The organism is Mycobacteroides sp. LB1 (genome assembly GCF_013449725.1).
Lineage (GTDB): Bacteria > Actinomycetota > Actinomycetes > Mycobacteriales > Mycobacteriaceae > Mycobacterium.
Window position 1 is genome coordinate 36710 of record NZ_JACCFF010000001.1, and the last position, 20274, is coordinate 56983.

The following is a 20274-nucleotide window of genomic DNA, read 5'->3' on the forward strand; positions in this document are numbered from 1 at the left end:
ATACCGACTTGTTCAGCTGGCAGGTTGCGTCACGAAATCAATCAGTTCCTCGACCCGGCCGATCAGGGCGGGCTCCAGATCCGTCCAGGTGCGCACCTTGCCCCGTATCTTGCGCCAGGCCTCGGCGATCTCGGTCTGACTGCCATGCGGCCAGCCGAGCGCCTGACAGATGCCGTGCTTCCATTCGATATCCCGCGGCACGTTGGGCCAGGCGTGCAGACCGATCCGCTCCGGTTTCACCGCCTGCCAGATGTCGACGAACGGGTGGCCCACCACCAGGGTGTGCTCGCCGTACGGACCCTTTTGCACTGTTTCGGCGATACGCGATTCCTTCGACCCCTTGACCAGGTGGTCGACCAGCACTCCGAGCCGCCGCCCCGGGCCGGGCTGGAATTCCTTCACGACGGCGGCCAAGTCATCCACCCCGCCCAGGTACTCCACGACAACGCCCTCGATACGCAAGTCGTGACCCCACACCTGCTCGACGAGCTCGGCGTCATGACGCCCCTCCACGTAGATTCGGCTGGCCAACGCTGTGCGCGCCTTAAGGCCGTGTACCGCAACAGATCCCGAGGCCGACGTGGTCGACTTGGCGGGTGTGTGCCGCAGTGGCTCTTTCAGGATCACCGGCTTGCCGTCGATGAGGTATCCCGGGCCCACCGGAAATCCGCGGACGCGGCCGTGCCGGTCCTCCAGATCCATCCGGCCGTATTCGATGCGCACCACCGCACCCACAAACCCTGTCTGGGCGTCTTCCACAACAAGGCCCTTTATCGCCGCGACCTCCGTGGATTGCGGACGCCGCGGGGTGTGCGGGTTGTTGGACAAGATGTCGATGCCATAGCGATCAGCCACCCGGCGATCCTAGGAATGCGTCCGCGCCGCATCGGGTTACGACGCGCCTTCGTTTCTAGACCGTGACCGGGTCCACATGGGCGTGGGTGCGGGTGGCGTTATGGCCTGAGGGAGCCCAACCGCACGGGCGTTAGCTCTCAGCACCCGGGTGAGTCACTCACGGCCCGATACGGCCAGCTAATCTTCGGGGGATATTGTCCGGCTATTTGCTTCGACATGGCGCGAGTTGACTATGCGTTGGTTCTGGGATCACTGCCAAGCTGTAGAGCTTGTTGTCCTAGCTCTTGCTGCACCTGCAGTTCTGTACCGAGGCTGGCGATGGTGGACGGATCGACCGTCACTGCCTTTGGCCGCGGGTGCGATTTTTGCCGTGTCCATATGGCCGTGGGCACTGTGCGATATCGAGCCAATATGGGGCAAGTTACCGCCGCAGATACAAGCCTTTCACGCCGCAGGGGGAATTGGTGTCGTGGCGTCGGCCAGCGCATGGGTGCTCGTGATCGAGGCATGCGGTCAAGCCGATCACGTGACTCGCCGCAAGAAAATCCAGAGACTTGTTGTGGGAGCGGCGATCACGTTAGCGGCAGTTGCGGCATTAACCGGTTCTGCGGTATCGACGCCGGGTGGAGGCGACTTCTTCACTTATCTGACGGAGCCGCGCCGTGACTCGTTGAGCCTTTTGGCAGCCACCCTTATCGGCCATATATTCGCCGCCGGAGTGTTAACCCATCTTGCTTTGCTCGCGGTGTGGCGGATAGACCGCACGCCGGCTGGGCGAGGATTGGGACTACTTGGCGCTGCGGGTAGTGCGGTGGCGATCGCGGTGGTGACTCGGGGTATCTGCGCTGAGCTGTTCCAGTGGTACGGACATCCGCCGCCAGCATGGTGCGGTCTCACTGTGCAGACGAGCGCCGTCACGGCCGGGGCTGTGCTCGCCATTTCCGCCTTGACGTGGCCGCCTCTTGCCCTGCATTACCAGGCGCGCCGCGAACTGCGCCGGCTGCGACCCCTGCGTGATGCGCTGATCGAACTGTTTCCGGGTTTAGTTCCGCCGCAGCCGTTTGCGGTGAGGCTGACAGACCTAGTACCGGAGTGGATCGGTCAAATTCAGGATGGCCTGAGCCTGATGGCACAGTACCGGGATCTCCCTCTAGAGAACGCTGCTCCACCGCACGATCGCACGAAACATGTTCAGGCTGCTATTGATTGGATAAAGGGCCAATCCCCATTGGGGATAAGCGCCTCGTGGCTTCAAGCTCCAACACCATTGACGAATTCCGAGTGGATCCGCGTGCTGGCCGATGCATTTCACCCCGGCGGATCTCAGCTCGCCGTGAGCCGGTAGATACTTACAAGGCACGAACCAATCGGCGACCGAATAAAGCGCCAAACCAAGCCGAGGTCAGCAGAGCGTCTCGTCAATACGGTACCGCGACAACATCTCTGCGCCCGCACCCGCGCGTTCCAGACGGCGCAAAAGCAAACTTGCAAACTGTTCCGCAGCGATTTCCTCGTGGGGCCATCCGTGGGTCTCGCCGCACGATCGCTGCAGTACGAGAGCGACCAAGCCAGGCGAAGCCGCCTCCATATGCGCTGTCGCGTAGTCGGTGATCGCTTGCCCCCGGTGACCGAGGACCATGTGGCCAAGTTCGTGAGCGATAGTCCGCTCTCGCGATAAGCCGTCTGGCCGGACCTTCAACACGTCGCGGTCCGGAAACGATAACCACTGCCCAAAAACCCCTGCGGGCAGCAGCTCGTCCTCGACCGTGATCGGTCTTCCGCGCCGCAGTCCCCACATGTCGACCAGCGATAGCAACGAGGATGCCCCTGCCGGCGCGGCAGCGAATACCACATCTACTGCCGTTCTGATCTCAGTGTTCCTCGGCCGGCGGCCACGCAAACCGAAACGGCGTATGCCAAGCTCCCGCCGACTGCCCATTCGCAGAAAGTAGCAATCCTCGAGGTGCCCGGCAAGGCCGAGCCCCCCTCGTTGACCTAGCTGCCTGCGGCGGTTTCGCCGCGTAGCCCTGCGATGACATCTGCGGCGTGGGCGGCCACGCCCCGATCGCCCACGCGCTCAGCCGCGGCGTGTAATCCGATCCATCGCCCGAGCAGCGCGGTATGGCTGGGTGCGGGATTGCCGAAGACGACCGTGTCATCGTCGAGGTCGACATCGAGAGTGAAGTACTCATGGGTGGCAAGCCACACCCATGTCAGCCGTGCATCCAGAATGCGTCGCGCGAGGGTGTCGTCATCGGCCAAGGCAGGCGCGATCGAGGCAACATCGGATCGCCAGGCTTCGGTCATCGCATCGTCGAGCTCGGCGACTTCCTCGCGGTCGGCGGCGCCGAGGAACTCCGGATAGACGGTAAGTGCGTGGGCGATGTCCAGCACGATATCGCGGAATCCGCCCCATTCGTAGTCGAGGATTCGGACGCCATGCTCGGTGACCAGGATGTTGTCGGGGGCCACTTCGGAGGGACTGAAGGCTCGAACGCCACCCTTCTCGAAAAGTACGGCTGTTTGCTGTATCCGAGAAACCAGCGTCTTTGAGACGTCGAGCGAGTACTCGCTTCTCAAAATCTGCAGCAATGGCGCGATGGCTTCGGACCCGCCGACGCGCTGCTGCGCGGGGTCGACATCCGTCTTCTTGACATCGATGCGCCGCAACAACGCAGCAAAGTCGCCTTCACGGCCCACCGTGGCGACGTGCATACGCCCCAGGGCCTGCGCCCACGCCATCAGCGCATGGTTTATGGCAGCACGATTGCGCTCCGCGAGCAGCTCGGCCATGGTCGGGGCGGCGCCCAGATCGGTGAGCACGATGAGGCGCTCGGCGATGTCATAGGCAACCAGCTCCGGCCCGGGCCGATGCTTGGCCGTCAACGAATTTGCGAACTGATACGACACCACCTCGCGAAGCACCGAAGCATCGGATCCGCCCTCGGGGACCTGCTTGATCACCATGGACTTCGGCAACGCGAATGGGTTCTGCACCGCGCGAACCCGGATGACGATCGCGGGGCCGCTGCCACCGAGATCCTCCGGTTCGGCCAGCGTTACCGTTGCGCCCGCCCGCCTAGAGAGCAACCCCTCGGCGGTGGCGATAACCTGCGCGACGGGGTCTGCCAATAGTGTCGTCATTACCGTCTCACCATACCCCGTCTTTCTAAGACTGTGGGGCGGCCCACAGTCTTAGCGGCATCCGCACCGCCGTATTTGCCAGTCGGCATTGCGATAGTCACGCTTGCCTTTCCTGACCGATCGGTCTAATTTAAGACCATGCGGTCTAAAAAGGCGCTGACCTTCACGGAACGAGCGCGGCGGACACAGATAGTGGCGGGCGCCATTGAGGTGCTGGCCGACGCGGGCTATCCGCAGACATCCCTGTCGAAGATCGCCGAGCATGTGGGAGTCGCCAAGAGCGCGGTGCTGTATCACTTCACGTCGAAAACGGACGTCATCGAATCCGTGATGGCCGAGGCCTTCACCCGAGCCGCGACCGTGATGGTTCCCGCGGTGCAGGCCGAGTCAACCGCTACCGGACGCCTGACGGCCTACATCAGAGCCAACATCGAGTTCGTGGTGAGCAATCGAGTGGCAGCGATAGCCCTACTGGAAATTATCTGCGGCTACCGCAGTCAGGATGGCCTCCGCTTCGACCAGGCCGCCGCCGGCACCGCTCCCCCCGCCGAATTCGCCGCGATGGATCCCGAGGCCATCTTCACCGAGGGCGTCGCCAGCGGCGAATTCCAACCGGTCTCACCCCCGTTTATGAAAAATGCCCTGCGAGCCGCACTGGACGGTGTCGTGTGGGAGCTCGGGCGCGACCCCGACTACGACGCAATCGGCTACGGAGAACAGCTGGTCGACATCTTCACAAGAGCCGTCGGAGCCACGTCATGACCACCATCGTGATCACCGCATACGGCACCCGCGGAGACGTGGCACCCCTGACAGGGCTGGGAATCCGTCTGCGCAACAATCTATCCGCCCATGTGGTCATTGCCGCACAAGGTCCGTATGCACACGCGGTGCGTGCCTCCGGGCTGGAATTCCGAACACTGCCCGGCGACACCGAGGCGGCCACCCGAGATTCCGAGCATGGTCAGGCACTTGTGGACGGCGCACGCATGCGGCCCTCGCGGGCAGCTCTCGACGAGATGCGCACCGGACTCGCGGGAGTCGGAGAGGCGATGGCCGCAACAGCCCAGGATGCCGACGTGCTGCTCGCCGAAGGCCCCGTCGGCACCTTGCTGGGATACCACGTCGCCGAAGCACTCGGCATACCGAGCGCGGGGCTATCACTTCAACCAGCCTGCCCAACTGCCGATTTCGCGCCACCGCCGCTCACCATCCGTTCCTTCGGCGGTAGCGGTAACCGGCTGGTGTGGCGCCTCGCCGCGTGGGGGGAACGGATCTACACCCCACTCATCGACGATCTCCGCCACAACCTGGGGCTGGCTCCGTCACCGCAGCGCCGCTATCGGGATGCCCGCGCGAAGCGCTGGCCCATCGTGCACGGCTACAGCCGCCATCTCGTCGCACGCCCCCGCGATTGGCGAGCGCACTGGCACCTCAGCGGCTACTGGTGGCCCGCCGACGACGAAACCTGGCTACCACCACAAGAACTGGCCGAGTTCATCGACAATGGTCCCGCTCCGGTCTTCATTGGTTTCGGTAGTACCGCCACGTCAAAGGGTCGCGAGTTGTCGGAGACGATCACCACCGCGATCCGTCGCGCCGGGGTGCGGGCAGTGGTGCAGCGTGGGTGGGCCGGCCTCTCCTGCGGGGGCGACGATGTCATCACTGTCGACGACGTTCCGCATTCGTGGCTGTTTCCGCGGATGGCCGCCGTTGTCCACCACTGCGGTGCGGGAACGACCGCGGCCGCGTTACGCGCGGGGGTCCCCTCGATTCCGGTGCCGGGCATCATGGACCAACCCTTCTGGGCCGACCGCTTGTCTCGACTCGGCGCCGCCTGCGCCCCGCTTCCGCGTACATCGCTACGGGCCGAAGAACTCTCCGCATCCATCACCAACGTGATCACCGAGACTCGGTACCGCCAAGAAGCCCAACGTCTCTCACGGCTGATTCGTGACGAGGACGGTGCTGGGGCGGCGACGGACATCATCGCCGCACTACTGGAAACCACGACGACGAAAGGTGCACATCATGGCCACTGAACTCCTCATGGGCAACGCGCTGCTAGCCGGCTCGATCACGTTGGCAGGCGGCGCCATCGGCGCGGGTATCGGCGACGGTATGGCCGGGGCACAGCTCATCGCCGGCGTAGCCCGTCAACCCGAATCGCAGAACCGTTTGTTCACACCGTTTTTCATGACCGTCAGCCTGGTGGAGGCGACCTTCTTCATCAATGTGGCGTTCATGGCCCTGTTCGTATTCGCCACACCCGGCGGGTAGTCACCCGCCCTCGGCGGCCCCCGCGCCCGTGACGATCTCGTGGATCAGGCGCATCTTCTCCAGCACCGGGCCGGGTAGTACAAACGGATACAGATCGTCGCGTCCCATGGAGCGGTTGACCATGTTGAGCGACCATGCCAGTGGCAGCCACATCTCGATAATGGTATCGAATCCGCTGGGGCCCAGAACCCTGCGATCGAAGGTGCCTCCGGCGGGTGCCAAGGCGAAGGACGCGGCGGTGTCCAAGGTATCGCGGATATGCAGGTAATGAGCGAAGGTCTCCGACCAGTCTTCGGCGGGATGCATGCTCGCATAGGACGAGACGAAGTTCGCCTCCCATCCTTCCGGTGCGCCCTGCTGGTAGTGACGGTCGAGCGCCTCCTGGTAGTCGGCGTCCGGATCGCCGAACAGACCCCGGAACCTGTCGGCATAGTCCGGCGAGGTTCCAACGAGGCGGTAATAGAAGTAATGCCCGATCTCGTGGCGAAAATGTCCGAGCAATGTGCGGTACGGCTCATCCATAGAGATGCGGAGCTGCTCGCGGTGGACATCATCACCTTCGGCGAGATCCAACGTGATCACCCCGTTTTGATGGCCCGTGACCACCTGCTTCTGTTGGCTGGAAAGCAGATCGAAGGCCAGCCCGAATTCGGGGTCGACGTCGCGCCCGGTGACCGGTAGCCGCAGCTCGGCGAGCTCGGCGAGCAGGCGTCGCTTGGCCCGCTCGGCCTCGGCGAACGCCGGTAACGCGGTGTCATCGCTATCGCCGGGGCGAGTGCGGGTGAGCACACAGGAGGCACACAACGTCGCCGATCCCAAGCCGTTGACCAGCCAATTACATTCGGCCACATGCAGGTTCGCACACAGCTGATGACTGTCGGCATCGACGAATCCAGGGCCGGAGTCATCGGCGATGACGAGTAGCGCCGATGCGTCGAGGGAGAACCCGACACGGCTACCGCATGACAGACATACGGAGTTCTCGAACGCCAGGTGTTGGCCGCATTGCGGGCACGTGAAGTCACGCATGAGCGGGGCTGTCCTCACAGGGAGCGACATCCACCGACACCTTGATGGTGCTGCTGTCCGAATCGGTGTAGATAATGCCGCGCAAGGGCGGCACGTCGGCGTAGTCGCGTCCCCACCCGACGGTGACATACCGCTCGTCGATGATCGTGTCGTTCGTCGGGTCGAAGGCGACCCAGCCGTCCGGCGGCACCCACACCGCCGCCCAGGCATGGGTGGCGTCAGAGCCGACGAGCCGAGGCTGTCCGGGCGGCGGATTGGTTGCCAGATAGCCGGATACGTAGCGCGCCGCGAGCCCCTGCGTACGCAGTGCCGTCGCCGCGATGCGGGCGAAGTCCTGGCACACGCCCTCCCCTGCTGCGAAGACCTCGCTGACCTTGGTGGAAATGGTGGTCGACCCCGACCGATATTGGAAATCGCGGTATATCCGGCCCATCAAATCGACGACGGCCTCTCCGAGGGGCCGCCCTGCGGTGAAACTCACTGCGGCGTAGGCGCGTACCTCGTCGGTAATCTCCGGCGGCACCAAGTCCAGCACGAACTCGGTGGCGAGCGCACCGGCACCTGACGATCCCCCGTCCGCCGGGCGGGCCAGCTCCCATGCCTGTTCCCAACCCGCTCCGGGCGACGGCGGGGTGCCGACATCGACGACCGCGCGGGCGGTCACGCTGAGCTCGCGGTGCGGCGCTGTGACGTGGAAGTAGGAGCTGAGGTTCCCGTAAAGGTCCCTGCCGGTGGAACTGTCCGAGGGTTCCGGTTCCACGATCAATTCATGCGATTCGCAGTGCTGCCAATCGGTGTCACGCGGCGTGAGGTAGCCGCGCCCGTACGAGCTCGTGACATCGTCGGAGTACTTGTAGAGGGTGCGGTGCGTCACCTGATAGCGCATCACGGCAGCCGCCGTCCGGTGTCGGGACCCCACAACGGTTGCATACCGGTCGGCATGGACAGGTGAGTCGCGGTGATCACGGACGACAGCTCGCGTAACACCTGATGGACGTTATCGAGAGTTTCGGCGAGTGCGTCTCGCTGCCCCTGCTCACCAGCGGTGTCGAGATCGGCCGGGTCGAGCCGCCGCAGCTGTGTCACCAGATCCTCCACCAGGCGCTCAGGCCGCGAGGTTCCCGAGGCGCTGGGCAGCGACTTGAGGTCATTTCGTAACGACTCGACTTGATACAGGAGCGATCTGGGGTTATCGGCGTCGAACAACAGCAGATCAGCGACGGCCACCAGGCTTATCTTGCCCCGAGTACGGCGGCGGTACATCACCGAGGACTCACAGGCCACCAGGGTGGATTCGGTGACCGACTGCTCGGCCGCACGCCCACGGACCGTCGTGAGGGTGGACCGAAGTAGCGCAGTCAGGCCGAGGCCGCGTTCGATGCGCTTGCCGATGTCCATCATGGTCCAGCCGATATCGTGAACCGTCGACTCCGCGGCCAGGCCCGCTAGGGCGAGAAGCCCTGCCAGTACCTGGGTTTGGGTGGCGGCGAGCACTGTGTCATCGGCCCGACTCTGCCCGCCGCCGGACCGGGTGTACTCGTCGTATTCGGCCGCTGCCGCGACGATGGCTCGGTCCATGCCGCCGAGCACCATCCAGGTGTCGTTGGACATCTGGTCGCGGACGGCACGGGCGGCCAGACCGAGCCGCTCCACCGCCTGCGCCAACGAGCCTGCCCGTTCCTTGTCCACGGTCAAGGACCACACATGCGTGCTCAGATCGCCGGATTCGGTGTCGGTGCCGGTGATATCACCGAGCGCCTTAAGCAGTGCCGGGACGCATTCGCTGGCCTCCATGAACTGCCGATACCGGTACTCGTGGAAGCGTTCCCGGGTAACGGCCAGCAGCCGGACCAGATTCTCGGCACGCTCTCCGTATCGACCCAACCAGAACAGATCCGACAGCACACGCGGTGAGCTGACCGCATCGGACTCCGGCAATCGTCCGGCGGGCAGGTCCACCGGCGCGACCGTCAGTGCCCGCTCGGTCTGGTCGCGATCCGGCTGCTGAACCCAAATATCTTTGGCAGCAAAACTATTGAGAGTCGAGCCGGAGTATCCGGAAGCGGTCACGTAGCCGAGGCCACCGATCATCGGCGCGTACCCGCCGCGCTGCGCAACTGTAAACAGACGCATACCGATCGGCGCGGCAGTGAGCGTGCCGGGTCGCAGGTAGGTGGGGGCCACCGACAACTCGGGCAGGTCTTGACCGATCCACCGCCAGGGCGCCGCCTCGATCCGCGCCCGCAATGTCTCCAACGCCTGTGCGGACTGGAGGGGACCGGTGTGAACCTCTTCCCCCACTGTCGATTTGACAAGAAGTGAGCTCAGGTTCGCGAGTAGGTGCGAGCGCTCCGTGTCGATACCGCCCCACCAGGTCTCGCCGCCGGACAACCCGAGTGGCTCGTCGAGCAGTCGGTATGACAGTTCTGGCAGGAAACGGGCGAGGCCAGGATTTTCCAGTATCCCGCTACCCAGCGAGTTGACGACGGTCACGGCGCCCCGGCGGAGCACCTCGACCAGGCCGACGACCCCCAACCGCGAATCGGCCCGCAGATCCAGCGGATCGGAGTAGGCGGCGTCCACACGGCGCAGCACCACATCCACCCGCCGCAGAGTGCCCAGCGATCGCATCCACAGCTTGCCATCGCGTACCACCAGATCCGCGGACTCGACCAACGGAAATCCCAGAACCGATGCCAGGTAGGCCTGGTCGAAGGACGTCTCCGAATGGATGCCGGGACTGAGCACCACCACGACCGGGTCTTCGACCGACTCGGGCGCGACATCGATGAGTGCCAATCGCAGCGTCTGCGCGAAGGGAGACGTCGGCCTTGGTGCCACCTTCTCGTACAAATCGGGGGCGGCGTGCGCAACCACCCGACGGTCCGCGATCGCATAGCCGGCGCCCGATGGCGCCTGCGTCCAGTCGGCGTTCACCCAGAAGTCTCCGGTGCCGGTGCGGCTGATATCGCATCCGAGCAGAAAGAGCTGGTGTCGTCCCGGCAGGGCCATGCCGTGTGCGGCACGCACATATCCGGGGTGCGCGAAGAGCAGCTGCGGTGGCAGCGCACCGGACCTGATCAACTCCTGCGGACCGTACAGGTCGCTCAGAATGGCATCCAGCAGCATGGCCCGCTGGGTGAGACCAACCTCCAGGGCGTTCCAGTCGCCGGGATCAATGAGCAGCGGCAGCCCGTCCAGACGCCACGGCACTGGATGAGTGGGCGCATCGGGCGCGGGCGGAGATCCAGGGCTGCGGCTGGGGTCCATATAGGTGATGCCGTCGGTGTCGACGAGCGTGCGCACACGATCCAGTAGCCGGTCCAAACCGGGGCGGCCGCGTTGTGTGATGGCATCGGCCAGGTCGGCCCAGGCCGGGCGCACGGTGCCGTCAGGCGCCAGGAACTCGTCGTAGCCTGCCGGGCTGCCCCGCCGTCCGACCTCGAACAGCGCGCCCTGGGCCCGAGCGCTCCGGTACTGCGATATCAACGGGTTCTCGTTCATGGGGAAGCCGGGGCCGACGGGAGCTCCCTGAGCAGGTGCTGCCACCGGCCGTACCTTCCTTCCCGTTGCTTATCTAGTCCTATCTGCGCCCCACGGTTCTCGCGCGGCGCAGGTCCAGGATGCCGGGCGCTACGGCATCGGTGGACATGCGGGCTTGTTTCTCGCGCAAGTCTGACAAATCGACCCGCCCGGTGGTGTAACCGGTGGCATCGAAACGCCGACCGCGCCGCGACTCGGCGGCCACCGCGTTGACAGGTGGGTCGTCATAGGCCAGGCCGCCCGGGTGCGATACGTGGTACGTGCAGCCGCCACGAGACAGCGCGTTGGCGGTGTCGATGAGCTCGAAGCGCAGTGGATCGTCGACGGTGATGCTGGGGTGCAGCGCGCTCGGCGGCTGCCAGGCCCGGTACCGAACACCGGCCACCTGTACATCCGGGTTGGTTGTCGAGAGCAACGGGATGGGTTCGCCGTTGCAGGTGACGACGTACCGGGAGCGATCCGCTCCGATGACCCGAACCTGCACACGTTCGATGGACGAGTCCACGTATCGCGCGGCGCCTCCGGCGGTGGCCTCCTCCCCCAGCACCCGCCACGGTTCGATGGCTCCACGCAGCTCGATCTCGATACCCTCGAACACCGCGGTGCCGATCCGCGGGAACCGGAACTCGGTGAACGGATCCAGCCAGCTGGTCTCGAAGGCGATTCCATGCGCGCGTAGATCCGCGGCGACTTGGGCAATGTCATGAATAATGAAGTGCGGCAACAAGTAACGGCCGTGCAAGTTGGCACCGTGGCGGATCAGTGGCGCCTGCAGTGGCTGTTCCCAGAAACGGGCCACCAGTGCGCGCACCAGCAGCGATTGCACCATCGCCATCTGAAAATGCGGGGGCATCTCGAATCCGCGAAGCTCCAGCAAGCCGAGACGTCCGCGGGCGCTATCGGGGCTGTACAGCTTGTCGATGCAGAACTCCGCGCGGTGGGTGTTCCCCGTGATGTCGGTGAGCAGATGCCGCAACGCCCTATCGGTGATCCACGGAGCGACGCTCGCGGAGCGATCATCATCCGGAGCGCCGCTCGCGGAGCGGCCCTCATCCGCAGCGCCTTCCTCCAGGTTCGTCAGCCGCTCGATCTCGGCGAAGGCAATCTCCAACTCGTACAACGCGTCCTCGCGTCCTTCGTCCACACGAGGAGCCTGCGAGGTGGTGCCGACGAACCTTCCGGAGAATAGATACGACAGCGCCGGATGATGTTGCCAATAGGTGAGAAACGAGACCAGCAGATCGGGGCGGCGCAGTAGCGGCGATGACGCCGGTGTGCGCCCTCCGAGTGTGATGTGGTTGCCTCCGCCGGTCCCGGTATGGGTGCCGTCGAAGTCGAACGACTCGGTGGTCAATCGCGCCTTGCGCGCCTCCTCGTACAGCACCTGAAGCTGGCGGGACTGTTCGGCGAAACTGCCGGTGGGGGTCACGTTGACCTCGATGACGCCCGGATCGGGTGTGATGCTCATGGATTCCAGCCGCGGGTCCGGCGGTGGCCCATAGCCTTCGATGACCAGCGGGCAGGTCACCGCCGCCTCGACGCGCGCGATGAGGTCTACGAAGTCGTCGAGGCTCTCCAGTGGCGGCAGGAAGAGATACAGCAGCCCCTTGCGGATTTCCGCTACCACGGCAGTAGGGGGCGCCCCGTCCGCCGACACCACAGTGGCGGCCGTTTCGGAGCGTTGTGCGCCGAGCTCGGCTGAGACGCTGATCGGATCCGCTTCGGGCATGTGCGGTGGCGGCTCCCAGGAGATGGCACCCAGCGGGAGCCGCAGTCCCGCCGGCGATTTTCCCTCGGTCAGAACGATACGGCCGCGCCGTAGTCTCCAGTCTGCACTGGCCCAGCCGTTGTCCTCCTCGCTGCGGTGCAGCGGTAGGACGTGGGCGGCCGGCCGGGTCACCGGCTCGTCCAGGCGGTTCACCAAATCTGATCGCCATTCCGCCGAATCCTCTTGCGGTGCCGGATCATCGCCAGCCTCCACCGGATCACCTGCGGGCCGCCGAACCGAAGCGGCAAGTCGACTCAGCGGATCCTCGTATGCCGCCCGCACTTGGGTCTCGGGCAGCCCCAGATCGTGCGCGAGGGCAAGCAGCAGGGCACGATCGGCGCCCTCCGGTGCGAACGGCGCCTCCTCAGCGGCCCACGGGTCGGCAAGCAGGTCGGGGTCCGACCACAACGGCCGGCCATCGCGGCGCCAGTACAAACCGATCTGCCACCGCGGCAGTGGCTCACCGGGGTACCACTTGCCCTGGCTTCGCTGCATCAAACCCGTTGGCGCCCAGGCAGCTTTCAGACGGGCGGCGAGGTCGCCTGCCCGTTCACGCTTGTGACTTCCATCGGCCGCCGTTGTCCATTCCTCGGACACCTGGTCGTCGATCGACACGAAGGTCGGCTCGCCACCCATAGTGAGCCCTACCGCGGCTTCATCGAGCCGGGTGTCGATCTGTGCACCCAGTGTGGTGACGGCCTCCCATGTCGATGCCGTGTACGGCAACGTGACTCGGGGATCTTCGTGGACACGGGTGACGGTATTGGAGAAGTCGAGGGTGGACTCGCATTTGTCGGTGGCACCGGAGATGGCGGCGGATGTCGATGGATGTGGGGTTGCCGAGAGCGGAATATGCCCCTCTCCCGCGAGCAGTCCGGATGTGGGGTCCAGGCCTACCCATCCGGCGCCGGGAAGGTACACCTCGGCCCAGGCATGCAGATCGGTGAAGTCGGCGACCGGTCCGGAGGGGCCGTCGATCGCGGCGATATCCGAGGTCAACTGGACCAAGTACCCGGATACAAAGCGGGCGGCGAGCCCTTTTTGCCGCAGGATGGATACCAGCAGCCAGGCGGTGTCCCGACAGGAGCCGATACCCACCGCCAGCGTGGTGTCCGGGCTCTGGACGCCGGGTTCCATTCGGACCGCGTAGCCGACGTCCGCGTATAGCGCCTGGTTGAGCGTGACCAGGTAGTCAATGATGTGGGTGGCGGGAGCCATGGTGAAGTTGGCGACCCAGGCGCGTACGAGTTCACCCGGCCCCGCGCCGGGCTCCTTTTCATCCACCAGCTTCAGGTAGGGCTCCAGATCGGCGGCCAGCGCGGGCGGATATGCGAATCCGACGTGTTCGGCCCACTCCTCGATGAAGAAGTCGAACGGGTTGACGGATTTCAGGTCCGCGATAAGTCCAACGGTGATGGACAGCCGCCGTGTCCTATTCGGGAACACCAGGCGCGCAAGGAAATTGCCGAACGCGTCCTGCTGCCAGTTGATGAAATGGTCCTCGGGCGTGATCCGTAGCGAGTACGCCTCGATTGGTGTGCGCGTGTGCGGAGCCGGACGCAATCTGATCTCGTGCGGGTGTACCTGAACGAGTCTGTCGAATGTGTAGCTGGTCCGATGCTCCAGCGCCACCTTGATGCCCATCGGCTGATCCCACCACAACCTGGCGCTACCCGCATCGCCTACGGATCGGGGCACAATGAAACCGTGGCCACCTGGGATGACGTGGAAGGCACTGTATCGGGGCTCCCCGACGTGGTCGAGACGTCGCCGCGGGTGTGGAAGGTCCGCAAGAAGCTGTTCGTCTGGGAGCGGCCGTTGCGCAAGCGTGATCTGGCAGCCCTGGGAGATTCGGCCCCCGACGGCGACATACTGGGCGCCCGCGTCAGCGATGAGGGCGTCAAATTGGCACTCATCGCCGACGAACCGGACGTGTACTTCACGACACCGCATTTCGACGGCTACCCCATCGTGCTGGCCCGGTTGGACGCCATCGCGGCGCCGGAGCTCACCGAACTCATCACCGAGGCTTGGCTCTGCCAGGCGCCGAAGACGCTGACGCGCAAGTTCCTCGGTTAGTGGCGACGCAGCTCGAAGATCGGGATGGCCCGGTCGGTTTTCTCCTGGTAGTCGGCGAACACGGGAACTCGCTCGACCACCTTCGGATACAGCGCGTCGCGTTCCGCGCGCGAGAGCTCGTGGGCTGACACGTCATAACCGTCGGTTCCGATGGCGATATGCGCATGTGGATTTACCCGCAGGTTGTGCACCCATGCGGGATTCTTGTCGGCGCCGCCGAACGAGCCGACGACGTAGATCGTTCCGTCGATGTCGAAGTACGCCAGCGGATTGAGGCGCTTGCTTCCACTCTTGGCGCCGGTGTTCGTCAGGAGCAGGATCGGCACGCCGGCGAACTGTCCGCCGACCTCTCCGTCGTTCGCGTGGAACTCCTTGGTGATGCCGTCGTTGAACTCATTGATCACCGCGGCGGGCAGTTGGTTAAAAGGGGTGTCATCGGTCACCTCACCAGAGTGCCAGTCCTGCGCCGTGTTTCTCAGGTTGCACTGTCAGGATGGCTGGGTGACGGTGGCTGCCTCCCAGGAACGACGTTGGTTCGGTTCGACCGAGATCCTGGTGGTGGCGCTCATCACTATGGCCCTGGCAGCAGGCTGGTTACGCGGCGTCGTCGACGGCAACGAAAAGCTGGCGACGGCCGGGACCGTGTTCTGCGGGGTGTTCGTCCAGGCCGTCCCGTTCCTTGCGCTCGGTGTGATCGTGAGTGGACTGGTCGCGACGTTCGTTACCCCGGAACGGCTGGCACGGTGGCTGCCGAATCGGTCCGTCGCGGCGGTGGCGGTGGCGGGTGTGAGCGGTGCCGCGCTGCCCGGATGTGAATGCGGTTCGGTGCCGGTCGCCCGCCGGCTGTACGGACCGGGCTCCGTCGGTGCGGCCGCGCTCACGTTCATGTTGTCGGCGCCCGCGATCAACCCGGTGGTGTTGGTCGCCACCGCCGTCGCCTTCCCCGGTCAGCCGAAGATGGTGCTGGCGCGCGCGGTGGCCTCACTGCTTACCGCCATGGTGATGGGGATGGTGTGGTCACGGTGGGGCCGCGACAGCTGGGTCACCCGCAAGCTGCCCGCCGCACACTCCGAATCCTCTTCCCGCTGGACGATATTCACCGAGGCGGCGCGGCACGACTTTCTGCAGGCCGCCTCGTACTTGGCAATCGGCGCAGTGGCCGCCGCGGCGCTGCACGTACTGGTACCGGCCTGGGTGTTCGAGCATCTGGCGGGGAATCTGGTGGTCGGCGTGGTGACCATGGCGCTGCTGGCCTTTGTGCTGGCGTTGTGCTCGGAAGCAGACGCCTTCGTCGCCGCGAGCATCACCATGATGCCGCTCATCCCCCGGCTGGTGTTCCTCGTGGTGGGGCCCGCCGTCGACATCAAGCTCGTGGCCATGCAGTCGGGAATGTTCGGACGGGCCTTCGCCGCCCGGTTCGCTCCCGTGACCTTTGTGGTGGCCACGCTCGTCGCGACCGGTATCGGCCTGGCAGTGCTGGGAACCTCGTGAGGCGCGATACCGAGAACACGCTGCTGATCCTGTTGGGGGTCAGTGTGGCGATGATTGCGGTGACGGGAACGTTTACCCGCTACGTCAAACCCGGACTGCTGCCATGGCTTGCCGCCTCGGCGGTCATTGTGATCGGACTCGGGCTGGCCGCCATAGTCCGAGATGTGCGCCACGGCCACACCGATCATGACGACGCCGCTCACGGGCATGAGGGCCACGGCGATCACGCCCACAAGCATGGCGCCACATGGTTTTTGGTACTGCCGATAGTTCTGCTGATATTCATCGTGCCCCCGGCCCTGAGCCCGCGTTCCATCGCACAGGCGGATATCGCGGGATCCGCCAACGTGTCACGGCGGGCCTTTCCCCCGCTGCCGCCCGGCGCGGCGCCCGCAGTGCCGCTGCCCGAAGTACTGATGCGCATTGCTGCCGGATCCTCCGACACGCTGACCGGACGCACGATCACCGTCACCGGGTTCACGTTCAAGGAGGGTGAGCGCACCGATCTGGCCAAGATCGTCATCGTCTGTTGCGCGGCGGACGCCCAGCTGGCACGGCTGAAGATGACCGGGCCGGCGGCAGCATCGGCATCGGCGCTGCCGGAGAACACCTGGGTGTCGGTGACCGGGACGGTGCCCGGAGGGCAGAGCTATCGCGGCCCCTCGTCGATTCCCGTCATCGAGGTGACCGGCCTCACCCGCACCGATCCGCCCAAGAACACCTACTGAACGGAGCCTCGTTGCGGTACAAGGCATACCTGTTCGACGTGCAGGGCACGCTGCTCGACTTCTTCGAACCGGTGTCGCGCACGGTTGCCGAGCAGGTGCCCGAGGTCGACGCCGGTGCATTCACTCGGGCCTGGCGCGCAGACTATTTCGACCGCGTCTCGAATCTGACGCAATCCGTGGACGACTGGACACGGGTTCAGGATCTCTACGCAGACGGCTTCGCGGACGTCTGTGAGACGTTCGGACTCCCGCGCCCGGACGCTGCGACCGCCGAGGCCGCCGCGGCCAGCTGGCAGCGCCTGATTCCGTGGCCGGACGTGCCTGCCGGTCTCGCGGCGCTGCGTTCGCGAGCCACGATTGCCACCCTCTCGAATACGGATATGGCCACCATGGTGAATCTCTTTAAACACCTGGGCATTTCGTGGGATACGGTCCTCACCGCAGAGGTGTTCGGGTGCTTCAAGCCGGACCCGGTGGTGTACCGGCGTGCACTCCGCTACCTCGGTGTGGCACCCAGCGAGGCGGCCATGGTGGCCGCGCATCCCTATGACCTGCGTGCCGCGCGGGAGATCGGCATGGGCACGGTGTTCGTGTCGCGACCACTCGAATACGGCGATCCCGTGCTGGCGCACACCGACGCGGACGGGGAGTTCGACCAGGAAGTGTCCGGTATTCACCAAATCCGCTGAGACGGTTGAACCAAACCACGGTCCCACTCGTGACCATGTATGTGGACTCGAATCCTTCCTCCGTCCGTAGTCCCCAATCTGCTGCCGCGAAAGTCGCAGCACAGCAGGTAGGGGCCCCATCGATCGCGGCGGCCGCGACGGCCTTTCCGCCGAATCAGTACAGCCAGGCAGACATCTGCTCGGCACTGACCGGCTTCGCCGGACCCGCATTCGAGCGGTTCGCCAAGTCGGCGGGCGTGCAATCGCGGCATCTGGCGTTGCCTCTCAACCGATATAGCACCATCAGCGGTTTCACCGAAGCCAACGACACGTTCCGGGACACTGCGCTGGAAATCGGTGAGCGCGCCATCAAATCAGCCTTGCAATCTGCGGGCATCGAACCATCGCAAGTTGATCTGGTGGTGTCGACAACGGTCACCGGCCTGGTCGTGCCCACCCTGGAAGCCCGGCTCGTCGAGCGGGTCGGATTACGCCCAGACATCAAGCGGGTGCCGCTGTTCGGGCTGGGATGCGTGGCCGGTGCCGCCGGCGTCGCCCGGATACACGACTACCTGCGCGCCTTCCCCGACCATGTCGCGATCTTGTTGTCGGTGGAGCTGTGTTCACTGACCATCCAGCGCAACGACCAGTCAATGGCAAACCTGGTGGCTTCCAGCCTCTTCGGCGACGGATCTGCGGCCGTGGTGGCAGTCGGCGCGAATCGGGCAGCGTCTGGCCCACGCGTGCTTGCCACCCGCAGCAGGCTCTACCCCGATTCCGAGGGGGTGATGGGCTGGGATATCGGTTCCGACGGTTTCAAGATCATTCTGTCCACCGAGGTCGCCTCGATCGCCGAAAAATACCTCCGGGAAGATGTGACGCGCTTCCTCGCCGATCACGGTCTCACCGTTGACGATGTCACCACCTGGGTCTGCCATCCCGGCGGCCCCAAGGTCATCGAGGCCATCGAGCGAGGTCTCGAACTGCCTGAGGATGCATTGATTCACACCCGGAACTCATTGCGGGATAACGGAAACCTCTCCTCGACATCAGTCCTCGATGTATTGAGGGCCACCTTGGCCGCCCCGCCGCCTCCCGGGTCTATCGGGATGATGATCGCCATGGGCCCGGGCTTCTGCTCCGAGCTCGTACTGCTGGCCTGGTAGCGCCGTGTACTACCTGTTGATCCTCGCGGTGGGGATCGAGCGGCTCGCAGAGCTGGTGGTGTCCAACCGGCATGCACGCTGGTCTTTCAGCCGGGGCGGCAAGGAATTTGGCCGTGGGCACTATACGGCGATGGTCACCGTGCATACGGGGCTGTTGGTCGGTTGCGTCCTTGAGGTGTGGCTGCTGAATAGGCCGTTCCTGCCGATTCTCGGCTGGTCCATGCTGGCCATCGTTGTGCTCAGTCAGATACTGCGCTGGTGGTGCGTGACCAGTCTCGGTGAGCGATGGAACACCCGGGTGATCGTGTTACCCGAAGCGCCGTTGGTGCGGCGGGGCCCGTACCGCTGGTTGCACCATCCGAATTATGTGGCCGTGGTCGCCGAAGGAATCGCACTGCCGCTCGTACACACGGCCTGGGCGACCGCGCTGTGCTTCACCGTGGCCAATGCATTCGTATTGGTGACGCGAATCCGGGTGGAAAACAAGGCTCTTGGCTACGCATGACGGACTATGACGCGGACCTGCTGATCGTCGGCGGGGGCCCGGCCGGCCTGGCTTGCGCTCTGCGCGCCAGACGGCAAGGGCTCACTGTCATTGTGGCCGAGCCCCGCACCTCTCCGATCGACAAAGCATGCGGCGAAGGACTGATGCCGGGCGGTCTGGCAGAGCTGCTTGAACTCGACGTAGACCCGGCGGGAATGCCGTTGTGCGGTATCACCTATCTGAGCGAGCGCCGCCGCGCCCAGGCGGATTTCACAGGAGGCACGGGACGCGGCGTGCGGCGCACCACCCTGCATACCGCGCTCGCGGAGCGCGCGAAATCCACAGGGACGCAATCGATAGCAATGCGGGTCTCGGAAGTCAACCAAGACCGAGCCGGGGTCAGCGCCGCCGGCATCCGGGCCAAATGGATGATCGCCGCCGACGGGCTGCATTCACCGGTGCGCCGCGCTCTGGGCATCGCCACCACAGCGGGTAGACCGCACCGACACGGCGTGCGCAGGCACTATGCGATGGCGCCATGGTCGCAGTACGTCGAAGTGTATTGGTCGCCCTGGGGCGAGGCCTATGTCACTCCGGTGCAACCCGATCTCGTGGGGGTGGCAATCCTGAGCCGGCATAAGCAGCCGGATCTTGCCTGGTTCGGTCAGCTTTCTGCCCGGCTGTGCGATGCCCGGCCCGGTCCCGCCCGTGGATGCAGCTCACTGCGCCAAGTCGTCTCACGGCGGGTCGAGGGTCGGGTGCTGCTGGTCGGCGATGCCGCCGGCTACGAAGATGCCCTGACAGGAGAAGGCGTCAGCCTGGCGGTCAAGCAGGCGGCCGCGGCGATCGATGCCATTGTGAATGACACACCGCAGTCCTACGAGGCGGCATGGCACCAGGTGACCCGGCGCTACCGGTACCTGACACGCGGGCTGGTACTGGCCACGGCGCCTCGTCTCACCCGGAAGGCCATTGTGCCCGCTTCCGCCCTGGCGCCAGCGCTGTTCCGGCGTGCCGTCAACACTCTGGCGGGCTGACA

At 65.0% G+C, this 20274-nt stretch carries 19 protein-coding genes; 11 read left to right on the forward strand and 8 right to left on the reverse strand.

From position 1 onward, the window contains the following. Nucleotides 1-12 precede the first annotated feature (12 nt). Nucleotides 13-855 carry a DUF3097 domain-containing protein gene (locus MLB1_RS00205; protein ID WP_180747762.1) on the reverse strand — a complete coding sequence of 281 codons (843 nt, stop codon included), beginning with the start codon at nt 853-855 and terminating at the stop codon, nt 13-15. 346 nt (nt 856-1201) lie between these two features. Between MLB1_RS00205 and MLB1_RS00210 the strand changes: the two genes are divergently transcribed. Beyond that, a complete protein-coding gene (locus MLB1_RS00210) occupies nt 1202-2200 on the forward strand; it encodes a hypothetical protein (protein ID WP_180747763.1) in 999 nt (332 codons plus the stop codon). A gap of 57 nt (nt 2201-2257) precedes the next feature. On the opposite strand, the gene MLB1_RS00215 is transcribed toward MLB1_RS00210, so the two are convergent. Both MLB1_RS00215 and MLB1_RS00220 read right to left on the reverse strand, forming a co-directional pair. After that, nucleotides 2258-2707 (reverse strand): hypothetical protein, encoded by a 450-nt coding sequence (locus MLB1_RS00215; protein WP_180747764.1) that lies wholly within the window; start codon nt 2705-2707, stop codon nt 2258-2260. Nucleotides 2708-2850: 143 nt separating this feature from the next. After that, nucleotides 2851-3999, reverse strand: coding sequence for a kinase (locus tag MLB1_RS00220; RefSeq protein WP_180747765.1), 1149 nt, complete (start codon nt 3997-3999; stop codon nt 2851-2853). 138 nt (nt 4000-4137) lie between these two features. On the opposite strand from MLB1_RS00220, the gene MLB1_RS00225 reads away from it, so the two are divergent. The 3 genes from MLB1_RS00225 to MLB1_RS00235 are packed head-to-tail and all read left to right on the forward strand — an operon-like array spanning nt 4138 to nt 6279. After that, entirely contained in the window at nt 4138-4761 is a 624-nt protein-coding gene (locus MLB1_RS00225; protein WP_180747766.1) for a TetR/AcrR family transcriptional regulator, read from the forward strand. Next, nucleotides 4758-6041, forward strand: a complete 1284-nt coding sequence (locus MLB1_RS00230) for a glycosyltransferase (RefSeq protein WP_180747767.1) — start codon at nt 4758-4760, stop codon at nt 6039-6041. The genes MLB1_RS00225 and MLB1_RS00230 overlap by 4 nt, the downstream gene beginning before the upstream one ends. After that, nucleotides 6031-6279 carry a F0F1 ATP synthase subunit C gene (locus MLB1_RS00235; RefSeq protein WP_180747768.1) on the forward strand — a complete coding sequence of 83 codons (249 nt, stop codon included), beginning with the start codon at nt 6031-6033 and terminating at the stop codon, nt 6277-6279. The genes MLB1_RS00230 and MLB1_RS00235 overlap by 11 nt, the downstream gene beginning before the upstream one ends. Here the strand turns inward: MLB1_RS00235 and MLB1_RS00240 are convergent, their stop codons facing one another. The 4 genes from MLB1_RS00240 to MLB1_RS00255 form a co-directional block, all read right to left on the reverse strand. Further along, nucleotides 6280-7308 (reverse strand): putative zinc-binding metallopeptidase, encoded by a 1029-nt coding sequence (locus MLB1_RS00240; protein ID WP_180747769.1) that lies wholly within the window; start codon nt 7306-7308, stop codon nt 6280-6282. After that, nucleotides 7301-8194, reverse strand: a complete 894-nt coding sequence (locus MLB1_RS00245) for a transglutaminase family protein (RefSeq protein ID WP_180749594.1) — start codon at nt 8192-8194, stop codon at nt 7301-7303. The genes MLB1_RS00240 and MLB1_RS00245 overlap by 8 nt, the downstream gene beginning before the upstream one ends. Then, nucleotides 8194-10797 (reverse strand): circularly permuted type 2 ATP-grasp protein, encoded by a 2604-nt coding sequence (locus MLB1_RS00250; protein WP_180749595.1) that lies wholly within the window; start codon nt 10795-10797, stop codon nt 8194-8196. Before MLB1_RS00250 ends, MLB1_RS00245 begins: the two co-directional genes overlap by 1 nt. Before the next feature lie 94 nt (nt 10798-10891). Beyond that, nucleotides 10892-14263 (reverse strand): transglutaminase family protein, encoded by a 3372-nt coding sequence (locus MLB1_RS00255; protein WP_180749596.1) that lies wholly within the window; start codon nt 14261-14263, stop codon nt 10892-10894. 63 nt (nt 14264-14326) lie between these two features. On the opposite strand from MLB1_RS00255, the gene MLB1_RS00260 reads away from it, so the two are divergent. Continuing rightward, on the forward strand, nt 14327-14698 hold the full coding sequence (locus MLB1_RS00260) for an MmcQ/YjbR family DNA-binding protein (RefSeq protein ID WP_180747770.1): 372 nt from the start codon (nt 14327-14329) through the stop codon (nt 14696-14698). On the opposite strand, the gene MLB1_RS00265 is transcribed toward MLB1_RS00260, so the two are convergent. Further along, nucleotides 14695-15141 (reverse strand): nitroreductase family deazaflavin-dependent oxidoreductase, encoded by a 447-nt coding sequence (locus tag MLB1_RS00265; protein ID WP_180747771.1) that lies wholly within the window; start codon nt 15139-15141, stop codon nt 14695-14697. The genes MLB1_RS00260 and MLB1_RS00265 overlap by 4 nt on opposite strands. Nucleotides 15142-15199: 58 nt before the next feature. Here MLB1_RS00265 and MLB1_RS00270 point away from each other — a divergent pair, with 58 nt between their 5' ends. Genes MLB1_RS00270 through MLB1_RS00295 form a run of 6 tightly spaced genes read left to right on the forward strand, consistent with a single transcriptional unit; the run spans nt 15200 to nt 20272 of the window. Beyond that, the gene (locus MLB1_RS00270) at nt 15200-16189 is read left to right on the forward strand and encodes a permease (protein ID WP_180747772.1); all 990 of its coding nucleotides are present in this window, start codon (nt 15200-15202) and stop codon (nt 16187-16189) included. Next, nucleotides 16186-16917: a TIGR03943 family protein gene (locus MLB1_RS00275; protein ID WP_180747773.1), complete on the forward strand. Its 732-nt coding sequence runs from the start codon at nt 16186-16188 to the stop codon at nt 16915-16917. The genes MLB1_RS00270 and MLB1_RS00275 overlap by 4 nt, the downstream gene beginning before the upstream one ends. 11 nt (nt 16918-16928) lie before the next feature. Further along, nucleotides 16929-17606, forward strand: a complete 678-nt coding sequence (locus MLB1_RS00280; RefSeq protein WP_180747774.1) for a haloacid dehalogenase type II — start codon at nt 16929-16931, stop codon at nt 17604-17606. Between the two features lie 29 nt (nt 17607-17635). After that, nucleotides 17636-18751, forward strand: a complete 1116-nt coding sequence (locus tag MLB1_RS00285; RefSeq protein WP_358147104.1) for a type III polyketide synthase — start codon at nt 17636-17638, stop codon at nt 18749-18751. 4 nt (nt 18752-18755) lie between these two features. Then, nucleotides 18756-19256, forward strand: coding sequence for an isoprenylcysteine carboxyl methyltransferase family protein (locus MLB1_RS00290; RefSeq protein WP_180747775.1), 501 nt, complete (start codon nt 18756-18758; stop codon nt 19254-19256). Continuing rightward, nucleotides 19253-20272, forward strand: a complete 1020-nt coding sequence (locus MLB1_RS00295; protein WP_180747776.1) for an NAD(P)/FAD-dependent oxidoreductase — start codon at nt 19253-19255, stop codon at nt 20270-20272. The genes MLB1_RS00290 and MLB1_RS00295 overlap by 4 nt, the downstream gene beginning before the upstream one ends. Nucleotides 20273-20274 lie beyond the last annotated feature (2 nt).

Bases quoted from the DNA above. Each gene is read 5' to 3' on its own strand.
- MLB1_RS00220 (WP_180747765.1), bottom strand. From the start codon at position 3,999: ATGACGACACTATTGGCAGACCCCGTCGCGCAGGTTATCGCCACCGCC.
- MLB1_RS00225 (WP_180747766.1), top strand. From the start codon at position 4,138: ATGCGGTCTAAAAAGGCGCTGACCTTCACGGAACGAGCGCGGCGGACA.
- MLB1_RS00230 (WP_180747767.1), top strand. From the start codon at position 4,758: ATGACCACCATCGTGATCACCGCATACGGCACCCGCGGAGACGTGGCA.
- MLB1_RS00235 (WP_180747768.1), top strand. From the start codon at position 6,031: ATGGCCACTGAACTCCTCATGGGCAACGCGCTGCTAGCCGGCTCGATC.
- MLB1_RS00240 (WP_180747769.1), bottom strand. From the start codon at position 7,308: ATGCGTGACTTCACGTGCCCGCAATGCGGCCAACACCTGGCGTTCGAG.
- MLB1_RS00245 (WP_180749594.1), bottom strand. From the start codon at position 8,194: ATGCGCTATCAGGTGACGCACCGCACCCTCTACAAGTACTCCGACGAT.
- MLB1_RS00255 (WP_180749596.1), bottom strand. From the start codon at position 14,263: ATGGGCATCAAGGTGGCGCTGGAGCATCGGACCAGCTACACATTCGAC.
- MLB1_RS00295 (WP_180747776.1), top strand. From the start codon at position 19,253: ATGACGGACTATGACGCGGACCTGCTGATCGTCGGCGGGGGCCCGGCC.